Source organism: Streptomyces sp. N35, assembly GCF_016464295.1.
Lineage (GTDB): Bacteria > Actinomycetota > Actinomycetes > Streptomycetales > Streptomycetaceae > Streptomyces.
Genome location: NZ_JAEIMH010000098.1, coordinates 15,608 through 31,964 on the forward strand (window position 1 = coordinate 15,608; position 16,357 = coordinate 31,964).

15 protein-coding genes are annotated in these 16,357 nt (G+C 70.1%); 7 read left to right on the forward strand and 8 right to left on the reverse strand.

The window, feature by feature from the left end:
- Positions 1-135: 135 nt before the first annotated feature.
- Positions 136-960: a trans-aconitate 2-methyltransferase gene (locus tag JAO81_RS35855; RefSeq protein ID WP_199552177.1), complete on the reverse strand. Its 825-nt coding sequence runs from the start codon at positions 958-960 to the stop codon at positions 136-138.
- A gap of 131 nt (positions 961-1,091) precedes the next feature.
- On the opposite strand from JAO81_RS35855, the gene JAO81_RS35860 reads away from it, so the two are divergent.
- Positions 1,092-1,589, forward strand: a complete 498-nt coding sequence (locus tag JAO81_RS35860) for a MarR family winged helix-turn-helix transcriptional regulator (protein WP_165333777.1) — start codon at positions 1,092-1,094, stop codon at positions 1,587-1,589.
- Here JAO81_RS35860 and JAO81_RS35865 read toward each other — a convergent pair.
- The 4 genes from JAO81_RS35865 to JAO81_RS35880 all read right to left on the reverse strand — a co-directional run bounded on the left by JAO81_RS35865 (position 1,548) and on the right by JAO81_RS35880 (position 7,204).
- On the reverse strand, positions 1,548-2,318 hold the full coding sequence (locus tag JAO81_RS35865) for a response regulator transcription factor (RefSeq protein WP_199552178.1): 771 nt from the start codon (positions 2,316-2,318) through the stop codon (positions 1,548-1,550). The genes JAO81_RS35860 and JAO81_RS35865 overlap by 42 nt on opposite strands.
- 814 nt (positions 2,319-3,132) lie before the next feature.
- Positions 3,133-5,001: an NAD-binding lipoprotein gene (locus tag JAO81_RS35870; protein WP_233416401.1), complete on the reverse strand. Its 1,869-nt coding sequence runs from the start codon at positions 4,999-5,001 to the stop codon at positions 3,133-3,135.
- Positions 5,002-5,229: 228 nt separating this feature from the next.
- Positions 5,230-5,511: a hypothetical protein gene (locus JAO81_RS35875; protein ID WP_199552180.1), complete on the reverse strand. Its 282-nt coding sequence runs from the start codon at positions 5,509-5,511 to the stop codon at positions 5,230-5,232.
- 22 nt (positions 5,512-5,533) lie between these two features.
- Complete coding sequence (locus tag JAO81_RS35880; protein WP_199552181.1) at positions 5,534-7,204, reverse strand: sodium:solute symporter family protein; 1,671 nt, start codon at positions 7,202-7,204, stop codon at positions 5,534-5,536.
- A gap of 248 nt (positions 7,205-7,452) precedes the next feature.
- On the opposite strand from JAO81_RS35880, the gene galT reads away from it, so the two are divergent.
- From galT to galK, 3 genes are read left to right on the forward strand one after another with little or no spacing between them, the layout of a single operon-like run.
- A complete protein-coding gene (galT, locus tag JAO81_RS35885; protein ID WP_199552182.1) occupies positions 7,453-8,511 on the forward strand; it encodes a galactose-1-phosphate uridylyltransferase in 1,059 nt (352 codons plus the stop codon).
- A complete protein-coding gene (galE, locus tag JAO81_RS35890; RefSeq protein WP_199552183.1) occupies positions 8,508-9,479 on the forward strand; it encodes a UDP-glucose 4-epimerase GalE in 972 nt (323 codons plus the stop codon). The genes galT and galE overlap by 4 nt, the downstream gene beginning before the upstream one ends.
- A 4-nt stretch (positions 9,480-9,483) precedes the next feature.
- On the forward strand, positions 9,484-10,620 hold the full coding sequence (gene galK / locus JAO81_RS35895; RefSeq protein ID WP_199552184.1) for a galactokinase: 1,137 nt from the start codon (positions 9,484-9,486) through the stop codon (positions 10,618-10,620).
- Here galK and JAO81_RS35900 read toward each other — a convergent pair.
- Positions 10,580-11,074 carry an ATP-binding protein gene (locus JAO81_RS35900; RefSeq protein WP_199552185.1) on the reverse strand — a complete coding sequence of 165 codons (495 nt, stop codon included), beginning with the start codon at positions 11,072-11,074 and terminating at the stop codon, positions 10,580-10,582. The two genes, galK and JAO81_RS35900, sit on opposite strands and share 41 nt — an antisense overlap.
- A gap of 137 nt (positions 11,075-11,211) precedes the next feature.
- Between JAO81_RS35900 and JAO81_RS35905 the strand changes: the two genes are divergently transcribed.
- Together JAO81_RS35905 and JAO81_RS35910 are read left to right on the forward strand one after the other, a co-directional pair.
- Positions 11,212-12,036, forward strand: a complete 825-nt coding sequence (locus JAO81_RS35905) for a helix-turn-helix transcriptional regulator (RefSeq protein ID WP_199552186.1) — start codon at positions 11,212-11,214, stop codon at positions 12,034-12,036.
- Complete coding sequence (locus tag JAO81_RS35910; RefSeq protein WP_199552187.1) at positions 12,033-12,281, forward strand: DUF397 domain-containing protein; 249 nt, start codon at positions 12,033-12,035, stop codon at positions 12,279-12,281. Before JAO81_RS35905 ends, JAO81_RS35910 begins: the two co-directional genes overlap by 4 nt.
- A gap of 12 nt (positions 12,282-12,293) precedes the next feature.
- Here JAO81_RS35910 and JAO81_RS35915 read toward each other — a convergent pair whose 3' ends face one another.
- Positions 12,294-13,016, reverse strand: a complete 723-nt coding sequence (locus tag JAO81_RS35915) for a response regulator transcription factor (protein WP_199552188.1) — start codon at positions 13,014-13,016, stop codon at positions 12,294-12,296.
- A gap of 300 nt (positions 13,017-13,316) precedes the next feature.
- Complete coding sequence (locus JAO81_RS35920) at positions 13,317-14,294, reverse strand: hydroxyacid dehydrogenase (RefSeq protein WP_199552191.1); 978 nt, start codon at positions 14,292-14,294, stop codon at positions 13,317-13,319.
- Between the two features lie 179 nt (positions 14,295-14,473).
- Here JAO81_RS35920 and JAO81_RS35925 point away from each other — a divergent pair.
- The coding region (locus JAO81_RS35925) for a DUF2264 domain-containing protein (RefSeq protein ID WP_199552189.1) at positions 14,474-16,357 on the forward strand (1,884 nt) is incomplete at its 3' end.

Below are 16,357 nucleotides of genomic sequence, written 5' to 3' on the forward strand. Positions count from 1 at the left end.
GGGGTTGATGGGGCATCGGAGGGCCGGGGGTGGGGCCGGCCGAGAGAGGGCCGGGGGGCCACCCCCCCCCCCCCTTCTCGTTCACGTCATCGTCACCGGCTCCGGCTCCGGTGACTCCAGTCGGTTGCCACCGGCTCACCCCTTCGGTTTGCGGGCCACCGCGAAGATGCGGCGGAAGGGGAAGACCGTGCCGTGCGGGCCCTGGGGGTAGGCCTTGCGGAGCAAGTCGCGGTATTCGGCGAGGAATTCGCGGGTGGCCTCCGGATCGTCCGCGAGCGCCGTCAGGACCGGGCGCAGCGCCGTGCCCTTGACCCAGTCGAGGACCGGGTCGTCGCCGGTGAGGAGTTGGGAGTACGTGGTCTCCCAGACGTCCACCGCGCAGCCGAGGTCGGTCAGCCGGGTCAGGTACTCGGCCGGTTCGAGGACGTGCACGAAGCGCCGGCCGTGCTCACCGAGCCGTTCGCGCCACTGGGGCGCGTCGCACAGTTCGCCGAGCAGGGCGTGGCTGGGCGAGGTGAAGTTGCCGGGGACCTGGAAGGCGAAGGTGCCGCCCGGGCGCAGATGGCCGATCCAGAGCGGGAACGACTCGGGGTGGTTGGGCACCCACTGCAGCGCGGCGTTGGAGACGATCAGGTCGTAGGCGCCGTCGGGCGTCCAGTGCGCGGCGTCCGCGGGCTGGAAGTCCAGCGTGCCGCCACCGCCGGTCGTGCCCGCGTATTTCGCGGCCCGCTCCAGCATCTCCGGTGAGTTGTCGAAGCCGGTGATACGGGCCGCGGGCCAGCGTTCGGCCAGCAGCACCGTGACGTTCCCGGGGCCGCAGCCCAGATCGGCGATACGTATCGGCAGACCGTCGGGATCCGGCAGTACGGGGATCCTTGCGAGCAGGTCGAGAAAGGGACGCGTCCTGTGGCCTGAGTGACGCAGGTATTGCTGGGGGTCCCAGGTTGGTGCGGAATGCATGTTCGAGCTCCCTGCCTGGTGCGGAAGGACGAAGCGGAGGTCGCTTGTGCGGCGACGATGCCCCAAGCGAACCCGAATTATCTCTTGACGTCAAGAGACTTCATGTCGAGGGACCCCTTACACTGATCGCCATGGAGGACGAGGTCGATCGGCTGGTCGCGGCTTGGCGCCGAGAGCGCCCTGACCTCGACGTGGAACCACTCGAGGTACTGAGCCGGGTGAGCAGGCTCGCGCGCCATCTCGACCGTGCGCGCCGCCTCGCTTTCTCCGAGCACCACCTCGAGCCGTGGGAGTTCGATGTGCTCACCTCGCTGCGGCGGGCGGGCGCTCCGTACCAGCTCTCCCCCGGCCAGCTGCTCCAGCAGACGCTGGTCACGTCCGGCACGATGACCAACCGTATCGACCGGCTCGCCAAGAAAGGCCTGGTCGAGCGGCTCCCCGACCCCAGTGACCGCCGAGGTGTACTGGTCCGGCTGACCCCCGAAGGACGCGACCGGGCCGACCAGGCCCTCGCGGGTCTCCTCGACCAGGAGCGGGCCATCCTCGCGGAGCTGTCCCGCGGCCAGCGCGGCGAACTGGCGGCGCTGCTACGCCAGTTGACCGCCCCGTTCGACAACATCCCCGGCTAGGTCCACGGGTCCGACACCGGCTCGTCGCGCGAGCGCGACAGCCGCCAGGGTCGAGTGCACACCGAGCTTGCCCAGCACATTCTGCATATGGGTCCGAACGGTGTGCGGTGAAAGGAAGAGGCGCTCGGCGACAGCTTTGCGCCCCAGGCCGGCCACCATGCACCGCAGCACCTCGCGCTCACGCGGAGTCAGGGATTCGACGAGCCGCTCACTTTCCGTACGGTGCTTGCGTGCGGCGGTCAACTCCCGCAGGACGCCGGTCAGCAGGGCTGGCGGCAGATGCGTCTCGTCCCTGAGGACTCCTCGTATCACCGTGAGCAGGCGTGACAGCGAACAGTCCTTGGCGACCCAGCCCGACGCTCCGGCCTGCAGGGCGAGCGCGGCGCGCCGCGGGTCGTCCTTCTCCGCGAGCACCACGGTCCGTACGGACGGCTGGCTCGAACGGATGCCCGTGACAAGGGAGATGCCGTCGACGAAACCGTCCGGTCCTGACTCCGCGCTGTCGTGCAGGGGCAGGCGTGCGCCGGGCACGGTGCTGCCGAGGTCGGCGTCGACCAGCAGTACGTCGAACCTGCGCCCCTCGGTCGCCGCCCGCTCCAGACTGCGCAGCGCGGCGGGACCGCTGCCGGCCGCGGCCACGTCCACATCGGGCTCGGCGGCAAGGGCCGCGGCGAGCGATTCGGCGAAGATGCGATGGTCGTCGACCACCAGGACCCGGATTCGAACCACGTGAAACCCCCAGGCTCCATCTTCCGGGGAGATGGCGAGGCGGCTGTCGCCGCGGATCCCCGGACCCCCTCAGGGGCGTTCGGCGCAGGTACGGCGTCCGGAGCGCACATCACCGTGGTCCCACGGCCGCCGCCGTGTGGTGACTGTTACCCCGCTCCTGGCGCCGTACCCGACTGTCTCGCCCCCTGATCGGCACCGGCCCCCACCGGTGCTGAGCATCAGAGTACGGGCGGGGGCGGGTGGCGGAAGGGTTATTGCAGAACTGGTCGTGCTGCGGGTTCCCGTGTCCGGTCTGCTGATTACCGTGATGCGCATGGTGCGATTTTTGTCGGAAGTCGACAGGGAACGGCCCCATCCGAGCTTCGCCTCGAATGTCCTCGAGCGCCGGACGGGCTGGTGGATTGCCGCAGTCGCGCGACGGCGGAACGGAACTCACCCACCCCGTGCGGTGGACCGGAACACCCCTCCGGCCGTCAGCCGCGCACCGGCGGACCGGCGGACCGGGGCAACCGTGCGAGCGGAACACCCCACCGGCCGTAAGCCGCGCGACGGCGCAAGGGGACGGGGTGGGGTGCATTGTCATTCGGGCACCCCCGACGTCGGCGGCAACCCTTCACGGGAACGGTGCCATTGCCCGAATGAGCAAGCACCCCACCCCGGCCCCGACCCACGACGAAACCGCAGGCGCAGAACGCACCGGCGGAAAGCCGCACGCGCAAGCGACCCGGCAGAAAGCCACACACGAAACCGCACCCGCACAACGCACCAGCAGGAAGCCGCACACGAAACCCACCCGGGCCGGCGCCCCCTGCCCTCAGGCCTGAGCCACCACGATCACGCTGTCCCCGGCCGCGAAGGAGTGGCGTTGCTTCTTGTCCGGGTTGAGGCGGATGCCGAAGGACGGGGGAAGGGCGGCCTCGGACTGGCGGCGGTAGCCGATCGCGGAGTGGCCCTGGCGGCGGGCCGATTCCACCACCGTGTAGAAGTCGACGTCGTGCTGGAGCGCGACATAGTCGCCGGCCGGCTTGAGGTAGATCTCGCAGCCCTCGGCGGCGAAGAGGTCGTCGAAGACCCGGGCCAGATGACGGTTCTCCGACACCTGGGTCATCAGCAGGCTGATCACCTTGTCACTGACGATGAAGTCGTCGCTCTCGCTGATCGGGGCCAGGGCCCGGTTGCGGTCGTCGGTCATCTCGGTGACCACCGGCAGCTCACGGCCCAGGGTGTTCTCCAGATCGCGCAGGTGAAGGAGCGTGACCAGCGTCTGGTTGTCGGCCTGGGCGCTGTCGATGTCGTCGTAGCCGAGCACGATCACATGGTCGTAGTCGCCGATGTCGAGCGACTTGAGCGTGCCGGGCCGGGTGATGTCACCGGTCTCGCAGGACGCGTCCAGATTCCGCAGCTGCTCGCGCACCGCCTCCACCGCGATCTTCGCCTCGTCCCCGCGCGCCACGACATGGAGCCGCGAACCGGCCGTCACATAGGTGTCGAGCTGCGTGATGATCGTGACCGCCCGCCGGTTCCAGCCGAGCACGAGGACGGATTCGGGCTGCTCCTCGCGCGGCCGCGGCGAGACGATCGCGGCCTCGTCGATCTCGTACGGGAAGTCCGAGACGACCACGGTGTTGTCGTCGCGCGACACCGCGATGATCCGGTCGCCCTCCGCGATGACGGTGTCCGGTGCCGGATTGAGCGCGATCGCCCCGTCGGCGCCACGCAGCAGCCCGACGGGCGAGGACGTGTCGTACGCCAGGAGCGCCTCGCCGTAGCTCCGGCCGACGAGCGTGGGCTCGGCTGACATGTAGAACTCGTCGCCCGCGTAGTTCAGGAGGTCCAGGTAGATCACGGAGAGGCCCGGCTGGCGGCTGGTCTGCACGATCAGCCGCGCGGAGATGTCGTCGATGCTCGCGACGCACGCCTCCGCGCCGCCGGCGAGCCGGGTCGCCTCGAGATTGTGACCGCAGCTCACGGCCGCGACGATGTGGTACGGCTGCTCGCGCCGCTGCGGGCTCTGGGTCACGGCGAGCAGGGTCTTGACGACCTCGGCGTCCCCGCCGTCCTCACAGGCGCAGGCCCGCGGTCCGGCCGGGCTCTCGGCGGCCGGGGTCAGGACGATGATCGAGCGGGCGTCGTGCGGGTTGACCAGGCCGATGTCGGTGGGGTCCATGGGGCTGCCGGTGCGGCAGATCACCTTGGTGGTGCCGGTGTCCGGCACCTTCGTATGGATCTCGTCCTCCATCTCCACCTTGTCCTTGTCGGCGAGGATCACCACCGCCGACCGGCGCAGATTGGCGTTGGCCTCCACCAGTTCGGAGACGATCGGGAAGACCTGGTCCGACCAGCCGAGGAGCACGGTGTGCTCCTTCTCCAGGACCAGCGAGCGTCCCTTGCGCAGATCCATGATCTTGCGGTTGACGCCCGAGGTGATCAGACCGACGAGGGTGCTGGCGAAGAACAGGGCCACCAGGGCGAGGATCACGGAGAACGCGACGAACGCGGGCGTGCCGACCGCGCCGCCGAGATTGAAGGTCTCCGCGGTGTTCTGCCAGACGGAGACGAGCTGGTTGCCGAGGGTCGTGGGGGTGTTCTTGTCCGCCCACACGAGCAGCGCGCTCACCGGGATCACGATCACCAGGCAGATCGCCGAGAGCCAGCCGATCAGCGCCGGGGTACCGCGGGACATGGTGTTGTCGAACCAGTACCGGAGCCTTGCTCTTTGTGAGGGGTTGCCGCTCATCAAGCATCACGCTCCCAGCAGTCGTCGGCCCTCCCGCCTGTCGGACAGTTCCGATCCTTGTCCGGATCTGCGACCCGCGCAGCTTCAGGGCCGCCGGTGAGCGGCGCCAACGGCCCCCGGGGCGGGGGCCCCGGGGGGGGCCCGGCCCCGTGTGCGGTGCCATGGGTCGTACGCCTACTCCTGTACGTCCCGGGGCGTGGGCGGCGCCGTGGGGCGCAGCTTCAGCCAGACGAGGAAGAACAGACCGAGGGCCAGCATCGCGAGCCCGGTCCACAGGTTGATGTTGACGCCTTCGGCCTTCTTCAGGTCGGCGTCGGACGGGCTGATGCCGGCGATCGTGACGATCACTCCGTACACCACGAACAGGCCGCCGATGATGCGCCGGATGTCGAAGAGCCGGGCGGCGGTCGCGGACTTGCTCTCCAGCTCGGAGACTTCGCGCTGCAGGTCGGACATGTCTCTATGCCTCCGATCGAATCTAGAAGGAGTACGGGATGTAGCAGGCGGCGGCGAGGGCGATCGCACCCCAGCCGAGCAGGGCCGGGCGGCGGTACCAGGCGCTGTCGCCCTCCTCGGGGGCCTCCTGCATACCGGGCGAGGTCGTCCCGTACACGAGACCCGCGAGCTCGGCCTCGGGCTTGGGCGCCGTGAACAGCGTGACCAGGACCATGACCAGCGCACCGGCCACGAAGCCGACGATCGCGGAGACGAAGTTGGCGCCCTGGTCGGAGGGGATGTCGATGACGCCCTGCTTGTAGATCACGAAGTAGTTGATCATCGCGGCGGAGGTGCCCGCGAGCAGACCCCACACACCGGACTTCATCGACGCGCGCTTCCAGAACATGCCGATGATGAAGACCACGAACATCGGGACGTTGAAGAACGAGAACAGGGTCTGCAGGTACCCCATGATGTTCGAGAAGGACGCGGCCAGGAAGGCCGTGCCGATGGAGGCCATGACACCGATCGCGGTGATGAGGCGGCCGAACTTCAGGTAGTACGCGTCCTCACGGTCCTTGACCACGTACTTGGCCCAGATGTCCGCGGTGAACACGGTGTTGAAGGACGAGACGTTCGCGGCCATGCCGGCCATGAACGCGGCGAGCAGACCGGTCACGGCGATACCGAGCACACCGTTGGGCAGCAACTCCTGCATCAGGAGCGGGATCGCGTCGTTGTACGTGAGGTCCGAGCCCGCGGTGCCGATCTTCGGCACGAGCACGGCGGCGACCAGGCCCGGGATCATCACGATGAACACGATGAAGATCTTCGGGAACGCGGCGATCAGCGGGGTGCGCTTGGCGGCGGACAGGTTCTTGGCCGACAGGGCGCGCTGCACCTCGGCGAAGTTGGTGGTCCAGTAGCCGAACGAGAGCACGAAGCCGAGGCCGAGCACGATGGTCAGCCAGTTGGCGCCGAGCGGGTTGGCGTCGCCGATGCCCGTACCGCCCCAGGCGGACAGGAAGTTGTCCCCGTGCGACTTGGTGAGCGAGTCGGTCAGACCGTCCCAGCCGCCGACCCGCTTGAGGCCGAGCAGGGTCAGGGGTATGAGCGCCGCGAGGATCACGAAGAACTGCAGGACCTCGTTGTAGATCGCGGAGGAGAGACCGCCGATCGTGATGTACGCGAGGACGAAGAAGCCCGCGACCACGATGGACACCCACTGCGGCCAGCCGAGCAGGGCCTCGACCACGATCGACAGGGCGTACAGGTTGACGCCGGCGATCAGGATCGACGCGAAGGCGAACAGGATCGAGCTGAGCAGATGTGCGCTCTTGTCGAAACGCTGGAGCAGGAACTCCGGCACGCTTCGGACCTTGGAGCCGTAGTAGAACGGCATCATCACCAGGCCGAGGAAGACCATGGCCGGGATGGCACCGATCCAGTACCAGTGCACGACGGCCACGCCGTACTGCGCACCCGTGGCCGCCATGCCGAGGATCTCGGTGGCGCCCAGGTTGGCCGCCACGAAGGCGAGGCCCGTGACCCAGGCGGGCAGGGAGCGGCCGGACAGGAAGAAGTCGAGGCTGGTCTTCACACTGCGCCGGGCGGCGAACCCGATGCCGAGCACGACGGCGAAGTAGATCGCCAGGATCGCGTAGTCCAGCCCGTTGGTGGGGAGCCGAAGCCCTTCGGCGAGGTATTGCATGGGGGAGTCTCGCTTCGTTGCGCGAACGTATCGGACCGGAACCTACGCCTCCATGTTCAGAAATTGAAGGGGGGTCTTGGTGTTCTTTGTTCGTTCGTGATCGAAGCCACCTGGCGCGGGAGTTCGGATTCCCCAAGATCAACCGTGCGATGTGCGTGCTGTGTGCCGTCCCGGACCGTTGACCAAACTGTTGGCTTGTGGTTTGTTGTGTTCGGTTCTGTTTGATGGGTGCGTTAGGAGCAGCCCAAGTGAAGAAGACCTCGACGCGTCTCGCCGACGGTCGTGAGCTCATCCACTACGACCTGCGCGACGACGTCGTCCGCGAGGCCGTCGACCGGCGTCCGCTCGATCCGGTCGCCACCACGTCCGAGATCCGCGAGGACCGCCTGCTCGGCGACTTCGTCGCCATCGCCTCGCACCGCAACGCCCGCACCTACCACCCGCCGGCGAACGAGTGCCCGCTGTGCCCCTCGAAGGGCGAGCAGCTCAGCGAGATCCCCGACTCCTCGTACGACGTCGTGGTCTTCGAGAACCGCTTCCCCTCCCTCGCCGGCGACTCCGGCCGCTGCGAGGTGGTCTGCTTCACCTCCGACCACGACGCGTCCTTCGCCGACCTCGGCCCCGAGCAGGCCCGGCTCGTGCTCGACGCCTGGACCGACCGGACCGCCGAGCTGTCGCATCTGCCGTCCGTCGCGCAGGTCTTCTGCTTCGAGAACCGCGGCGCCGAGATCGGCGTGACCCTCGGCCACCCGCACGGGCAGATCTACGGATACCCGGAGATCACTCCGCGTACGGAGCTGATGCTGCGCTCGCTCGGTGCGCACAAGGCCGCACGCGGCGGCAACCTCTTCGACGAGCTGGTCGCGGACGAGCTCGCCGACGGCCGCCGGGTCGTCCTGGAGGGCGAGCACTGGGTGGCGTTCGTGCCGTACGCCGCGCACTGGCCGTACGAGATCCACCTCTATCCGAAGCAGCGCGTCCCGGACCTGCTCGCGCTCGACGAGGCGGCGCGCGCGGAGTTCCCACAGATCTATCTGGAACTTCTTCGCAGGTTCGACCGGATCTTCGGACCGGGTGAGCCGCCGACCCCGTACATCTCCGCATGGCACCAGGCGCCGTTCACCGCCCTGGACGCCTACGGCGTGGAACGGGACGACTTCGCCCTCCACCTCGAGCTTTTCACCATCCGCCGCACTTCCGGCAAGCTGAAGTTCCTCGCGGGTTCCGAGTCCGGCATGAGCGTGTTCATCAACGACGTGCCGCCGGAGACCGCGGCCGAGCGACTGCGAGAGGTAGCGAGTTCATGAGCGGCCAGTACGCCAAGTACCTAGTCACCGGTGGCGCCGGATATGTCGGCAGTGTGGTGGCTCAGCACCTTCTTGAGGCCGGGCACCAGGTCGTCGTGCTCGACAACCTCTCCACCGGCTTCCGCGAGGGCGTGCCGGCGGGCGCCGAGTTCATCGAGGGTGACATCCGCGACGCCGCCAAATGGCTGGACTCCTCCTTCGACGGCGTCCTGCACTTCGCCGCCTTCTCGCAGGTCGGCGAGTCCGTGGTCAAGCCCGAGAAGTACTGGGACAACAACGTCGGCGGCACCATGGCGCTGATCGGCGCGATGCGCGCGGCGCGGGTGCGCAAGCTGGTCTTCTCCTCCACGGCCGCGACGTACGGCGAGCCCACCGAGGTCCCGATCGTCGAGACCGCGGCCACCGCGCCGACCAATCCGTACGGCGCCTCGAAGCTGGCCGTCGACCACATGATCACCGGCGAGTGCGCGGCGCACGGGCTCGCGGCGGTCTCGCTGCGGTACTTCAACGTGGCCGGTGCGTACGGCACTTGCGGGGAGCGGCACGACCCCGAGTCGCACCTCATCCCCCTCGTCCTCCAGGTCGCGCAGGGCAAGCGTGCGGCGATCTCGGTCTTCGGCGAGGACTACCCGACGCCGGACGGGACGTGCGTACGCGACTACATCCACGTCGCGGACCTCGCGGAGGCCCACCTGCTCGCGCTCGGCGCACCGCGCGAGGGCGAGCATCTGATCTGCAACCTGGGCAACGGCAACGGCTTCTCGGTACGCGAGGTCATCGACACCGTCCGCCAGGTCACCGGGCACCCGATTCCCGAGGTCGTGGCCCCGCGCCGCGGCGGCGACCCCGCCGTCCTCGTCGCCTCCGCCGACGCCGCCCGCGAGCGGCTCGGCTGGACTCCGTCCCGCGCGGACCTCGCGGGGATCGTCGCCGATGCGTGGGCTTTCGCGCAGTCCCGGGAGGGGTGAAGTGATGGGTGTCGCCGAGGAGTTCAGCGCCCTGTACGGGTACGAGCCCGAGGGGGTCTGGGAAGCGCCGGGCCGGGTGAACCTGATCGGTGAGCACACCGACTACAACGACGGTTTCGTGATGCCCTTCGCGCTGCCGCACACCGCGGTGGCGGCGTTCGGGCGGCGCACGGACGCGGCGGTACGGGCCCACTCGGCGGATCTGCCGGGCGAGCCGGTCGTGGTGGCCGAGCCCGCGCCGGGTGCGTCCGCGGGCTGGGCGGACTACGTGGCGAGCGTGGTGTGGGCGCTGCGGGACGCCGGGCACGCCGTGGGCGGTGTGGACGTCCATCTCGCGTCGACCGTGCCGACGGGCGCCGGGCTCTCCTCGTCCGCGGCCCTTGAGGTCGTGGTCGCGCTCGCGCTCAACGATCTCTTCGAACTCGGCCTGGAGCGCCAGCAGTTGGCGCGCCTGTGCCAGCGCGCGGAGAACGTCTACGTGGGCGCGCCGACCGGGATCATGGACCAGACGGCTTCGGCGTGCTGCACGGCCGGGCACGCCCTGTTCCTCGACACCCGCGACCTCTCCCAGCGCCAGGTGCCCTTCGACCTGGCCTCCCTCGGGCTGCGGCTCCTCGTCGTGGACACCCAGGTCAAGCACTCCCACAGCGAGGGCGAGTACGGCAAGCGACGGGCCGGGTGCGAGGCGGGGGCCGCGGAGCTGGGGGTTACGGCGCTGCGGGACGTTCCGTTCGCCTCGCTGCCGGAGTCCCTCGACCGGCTCTCCTCCGACGGGATACGCGGCCTGGTCCGGCATATCGTCACGGAGAACCACCGCGTGGAGCGGGTCATCTCGCTCTTGGACGCGGGCGATGTACGGGCCATCGGCCCCGTCCTCGTCGAGGGCCACGCCTCGCTGCGCGACGACTTCCGCGTCTCCTGCCCGGAGTTGGATCTCGTGGTGGACTCCGCGGTGGCGGCCGGGGCGCTGGGTGCCCGGATGACGGGCGGTGGTTTCGGCGGCTCGGCGATCGTCCTGGTCGAGGAGGCGTCCTCGGATCAGGTGGCGAAGTCCGTGGTGGAGGCGTTCGCGTCCCGCGGACTGACGGAACCGCGGGTCTTCACGGCGGTCCCGGCCGCGGGGGCGCGACGGGTGCGCTGACCTCGGCGCCCGCCACCCCGTCCACTCCCCCGGTCCGGCCGCCCAGCGGCAGTTCGGCCCACACCGTCTTGCGCGGCGCCGGACCCTCGACGACCCCCCAACGCTCCGCCAGCGCACCGACGATCAGCAGCCCCCGCCCCGACTCACCGTCCGGGGACGGGGGCTGTTCGTCGGGGTGCCGGTCCGGGCGGGTGTCGTCGACCTCGATCCGCAGCGTGTCCGCGCCGAGCACGAGCCGCACCTCGAAGTCCCGTCCGGGCACGTGCCCGTGCAGCACGGCGTTGGCGGCGAGCTCGGCGAGGACGGCTTCGGCGTGCTCGGCGCCCTTCAACGGGACGTCCCAGGTTCGCAGTTGCTCGACCGCGAGCAGCCTGGCCAGGCGGGCGCCCCGGCGCGTGCCGGAGAAACGCTGCGTGAAGGTGCGGGCGGTGGCGGGGAGTTGGTGGGTGCTCATGGGGTTACGGTCCCGGGGTCTGCGGGTCCGCCACCAGGGACCACGTCCGTACTGTCGACGACAGTACGGACCTGCCCTATGGACAGTACGGTGACGATCCGTAACCCTGAGTGACATCCGATCACCGGGGAGGTGCGATGACCTCGGAGCAGAACGAGCCCGAATCGTCCGACAGCATGCGGGTGTTCGGCGCGGTCGTAAAGGCCCTGCGCGAGCACACCGGGATGAGCCGCGAGGAACTGGGCACCTTGGTGCACTTGTCCAAACACTCCGTGGAGTCCATCGAGCGCGGCCGCCGCCTCGCCGGACAGTCCTTCGCCGACGCAGCGGACACCGCGCTCGGCGGCACCGGAGCCATCCGCGAGGCGTTCCGGAGCGTCACGCGGGAGAAGGGGTTGGCGGCGTGGTTCAAGCAGTGGGCCGCGCTGGAGCGGGATGCGGTGGCGCTGTGTACGTACGAGTGCCGGATCATTCCGGGCCTGCTGCAGAGCCCTGCCTACGCGGGAACGCTGTTCACCGAGCAGTTACCGGCCCTCGATGACAGCAAGGTCGAGGTCCAGCTCGCAGCTCGCATGGAGCGGCAGGAGATCCTGCGGGAGCGGCTGAACACCCAGTACAGCTTCATCCTCGAAGAGCACCTGTTTCTCCGGCGTACCGGCGGGGCGGGCGTCACGCGTGAACTCATCGACCACGTCTTGGAGGTGGGCAGGCTACGCAACGTGGAACTTCAGGTCATGCCGCTCGTCCAGGAGCGGCACGCCGGGCGCGACGGGCCCATCCGACTCCTGGAGACGCCGGACAACAAGTGGTTCGCGTACTGCGAAGGACAGGAGAGCGGCCAGTTCATCGGCGACACCAAAGTCGTCAGCACGCTCCAGATGCGCTATGCCAAGATGCGCTCACAGGCCCTGACACCCGAAGCCTCACGGGACCGGCTGCTGAGCATTCGAGGAGCGCTATGAGCATCACCGAACTGGCATGGTTCAAAAGCAGCTACAGCGGTGGCGACGGCGACAGCTGCGTAGAAGTCGCCCTCGACTGGCGGAAGTCCACGTACAGCGGCGGCTCGGGCGACGACTGCATCGAGATCGCCCCCTGCCCCACCGCCATCCACATCCGCGACTCCAAGGACACCCGCCGCCCCGGCTTCCACGTGGGTCCGGACGCCTGGCGGGACTTCACCGGATACGCCGCCGAGCAGGCGTAGCGCCGAAAGGCCCTACACGTGACCGGAGTTGTTGACCGAGGGCAGCTCCGCAGCCGCGGGCACGCCGCCCACCGGACCCGCCCGGTCGAGCAGCCCCGTACGGGCCGCGAGCGCAGCCGCTTCCAGGCGTGAGCCGACGCCCAGCTTCATCAGGACCCGCTGCACATGCGTACGTGCCGTGCTCGGCGCTATCCCCATGCCCGCCGCGATCAGGCGGGTGTCCTCGCCGTCCGCGACCCGGACGAGGACCTCGACCTCGCGCGGGGTGAGCATCTGCAGAAGCCGCTGGCCCTCGTCGTCGGGCTGTGCGGCCGGGTTGAGCAGCTCGGCGAACGCGCCCTGGAGCAGCGACGGCGCGACCGCGGCCTCGCCGGAGCGGGCCTTCATGATGGCGCGCTCGACCCCTTCGATCCGCTCGTCGTGCCGTACGTATCCGGAGGCGCCGGCGGCGAACGCGGCCGCGATGCCGCGAGGTGAGGGCACGGGACCCAGGACCACGACGGCGACCTGCGGACGCTCCCGCTTGATCTTCACGATCGGGTCGAACATGCCCGGCTCGGCGGGTGTGGACGTACCGATCAGACAGACCTCGGGCGCCCGCTGCACCACCAGCTCCGCCGCCCCCGCGGCCGGTGCCGCGGCGGCGAGCACCCGGTGTCCGCGCAGTTTCAGGGCCGAGGCGAGCGCCTCGGCCAGCAAACGGTGATCGTCGACCACCATGAGCCGCACACCCATCGGGCCACCCCCCAATTCCCCCACGCGCGCAAGTATCGGAGCCCCCCAGCCCCTCATCTCCCGGAAGCTACACGGTTGTTCGACATTACGCGCCCCCTACCGGCCAGAAGCACCTCGGAATACCGGAATCCCTGCTATTCGGGACTGAAGGGCGGTACGCGGACGAGGAATGCTTCCCCTATTCGGCACCGTCACCCCTGGGATCACCCGCATGTCCGGGATACCGCATACGAGATACGGAATACGGGAACGGCCCTGTCCGATACGGGAACGGCCCTGTCCGCCCGGTGGCCGCCTCCGTCACGCCAGCCGCCCCAGCTCCTCCTCGGTGACCCGGCCCCGCAGCGGCTCGCCCTTGGCGTAGCGTTCGAGTTCCGCCACCACGTACGCGCCCAGGCGCCGCACCTCGGCGCCCTGGACGCCGGCGATATGCGGGGTGAGCAGGACGTTCGGCAGGTCGTACAGAGGGTGGCCGGACGGCAGCGGCTCCGGGTCCGTCACGTCCAGGTAGGCGCTCAGGCGGCCGCTCACGCACTCGCGCGTCAGGGCTTCGGTGTCCACGAGGGAGCCGCGGGCGGTGTTGATCAGCGTGGAGCCGTCGGCCATCAGGGCGAGGCGGCGGGCGTCCAACAGGTGCCGGGTCTCGGGCAGTTCGGGCGCGTGCACGCTGACGATGCTGGACTCGCGGCACAGGGTGTCCAGGTCTGCGGGTTCGGCGCCCAGCTCGCGCGCGGCCGCCTCGTCGACGTACGGGTCGTGCAGCAGGATCCGGTGGCCGCGGCCGGCGGCGACCAGGCCCTCGATCACCCCGCGGCCGATCCGGGAGGCGCCGATGATGCCGATGGTCCTGCCGTCCACGCCCTCGCGTTCGGAGTGCGTGAGGAACGCGGTGCGGTACGCGCGGGCGGCCGGCAGCGCCTGCTTCCCGGCGAGGAGGATCACGGCGAGGGTGTAGTCGACGACCGGTCCGGCGTTGGCGTCCGCGGCCGAGGAGACGAGCAGACCGCGGCGCCAGACCGCCGGCGTGGCGACCCTCTTCACCGATCCGGCGGCGTGCAGCACGGCTTGGAGCCGCGGCGCACCCTCGAGCACCTCCTCGGTCAGCGGCGGGCAGCCCCAGCAGCTCACCAACACCTCGGCCTCCGCGAGCACTTCGCGTGCCGCGCCGGCCGTGAGGTCACCGGACAGCGGCACCCCGTCGCCGAGCACGTCGGCGAGCCGGACCATCCGCTCCCGGAGGTCCTGCGGCAGCACCGTGGCCGCCTCCTCGGCGGTCATGGCGAGCGCCACCGTGAGTCTGTCCGACACCCTTACCTCCCGTGTAGTAACCGATTTCTAACAGGAGTCGCAGACTGGGGGCCAGCCCTGCGCGCCGACCTGGGCCACAGGGCACAAGCCACACGGCACAGAGCACAAGCCGCGGGCCACAGAGCACAGAAGGCGAGTCGAGGAGCGAGATGACGTTGCAGACGCCACCGGACGACCTGGGCACCCGAGCGGGCTGGGAGGCGCTGGCCGACCAACTCCTGGGCGCGGTGCAGCCGTTCGCGTCCCCCGGTTTCGGCCAGTACCGGCTGCCGGGCCGCGCCAGCCAGTCGGGGCAGGAGTCCGACGGTCTGGAGGGGTACGCCCGCACCTTCCTGCTCGCGGCCTTCCGTATCGCGGGCGCCCGCGGCGAGGTCGACCAGCGTCTGATCGACCGGTACGCGGCGGGACTTGCCGCCGGTACGGATCCGGCGAGCGGCCCCGGCGAGGCGTGGCTGCCCGTCACGGACCGGAAGCAGCCGATGGTCGAGGCCGCCTCGATCGCCCTCGGGCTGCACGAGACCCGGCCGTGGCTGTGGGACAGGCTCGACGACAAGGTGCGCGCGCACGTGGCCGACTGGCTGGGCGGCTTCATCGGCGCCGAGCCGCACGACAACAACTGGCTGCTCTTCCAGGTCGTCGCCGAACAGTTCCTCGCCTCGGTCGGCGCACCCCACTCCCAGGCCGACATCGACCGCGGCCTCGACCGGATCGAGGACTGGTACCGCGGCGACGGCTGGTACACCGACGGCGACGGCCGGCACTTCGACCACTACAACGGCTGGGCGATGCACCTGTATCCGCTGCTCTGGGCACGGATAGCGGGGGCGTCCGCGGACGCGGGCCGGGTCGCCGCGTACCGGGAGCGGCTGCGCCGGTTCCTCGGAACGTACGCGCACTTCATCGGCGGTGACGGGGCGCCGATGCACCAAGGGCGTTCCCTCACCTACCGGTGGGCGGCCGCGGCGCCGCTGTGGATGGGCGAGTTGGCCGACTGCAGCCCCTTGCCGCCCGGGATGACCCGCCGGGCCGCCTCCGGGATGCTGCGGCACTTCACCGCGCACGGGGTGCCGGACGAGCGGGGGCTGCTCACGCTCGGCTGGCACCGTCCCTTCCTGCCGATGGCCCAGGACTACTCGGGCCCCGCCTCTCCTTACTGGGCGAGCAAGGGCTTCGCGGGACTGCTGCTTCCGCCGGAGCACCCGGCGTGGACGGCGCCCGAGGAGCAACTGCCGGTGGAGACGGGGGACTTCTCGCTCGCCCTGCCGCAGCCCGGCTGGCTGCTGCACGGCACCCGCGCCGACGGTGTCGTACGCCTGGTCAACCACGGCACGGACCACCAGTTCCGAGGTGCGCCGCCCTCCGCCGACCCGCACTACAGCAAGTTCGGCTACAGCACCGCGACCGCGCCCGAGACGGGCGAGGCCGCCTGGCGGCGCGGTGTGGACGGGCACCTCGCGCTGCTGCCGGCGGGCGCGGATCCGGCCGAGGCGGCGGGCGAGCCACGGCGGCGCATCCACGCGGTGGAGGTGGCCCCGGGCCGCGCCTCGTCCTGGCACGAGGCGCGGGTGGCCGGTGACCCGGAGGCGTACAAGATCGCCACGACCTCGCTGGTGCACGGGCGGTACGAGGTCCGTGTGCACCGCGTCTTCGCCCCCGTGGGCGTCACGGTCCGCGAGGGCGGATACGCGGTCGCTGGCGATACGGTGCGCGCCGAGACCGGGCCGGGCCTGGCTGTGGCCCGCGGCGCCCGGGTGGCTTCGGCGGTGGTGGCGCTGCACGGCTGGGACGAGGAGACCGGCATCGCCCACGCGACGGACGCGAACGCCCTCGGCCCGCGCTCGGCCTCCCCGTACCTGCTGCGCCGCGCCCACCCCGGCGGCCGGACCGTACACGTCACGCTGGTCGTCCTGTCCGGCGAACCCCTGGACGCCGCTTGGCTCCACAGCCACACCACGGTCACCATCACCTCGCAGGACGAGGTGACGGTCCGCCTCCCGGACGGCACGGGACTGAACGGGTGGGCGCCGGGCCCC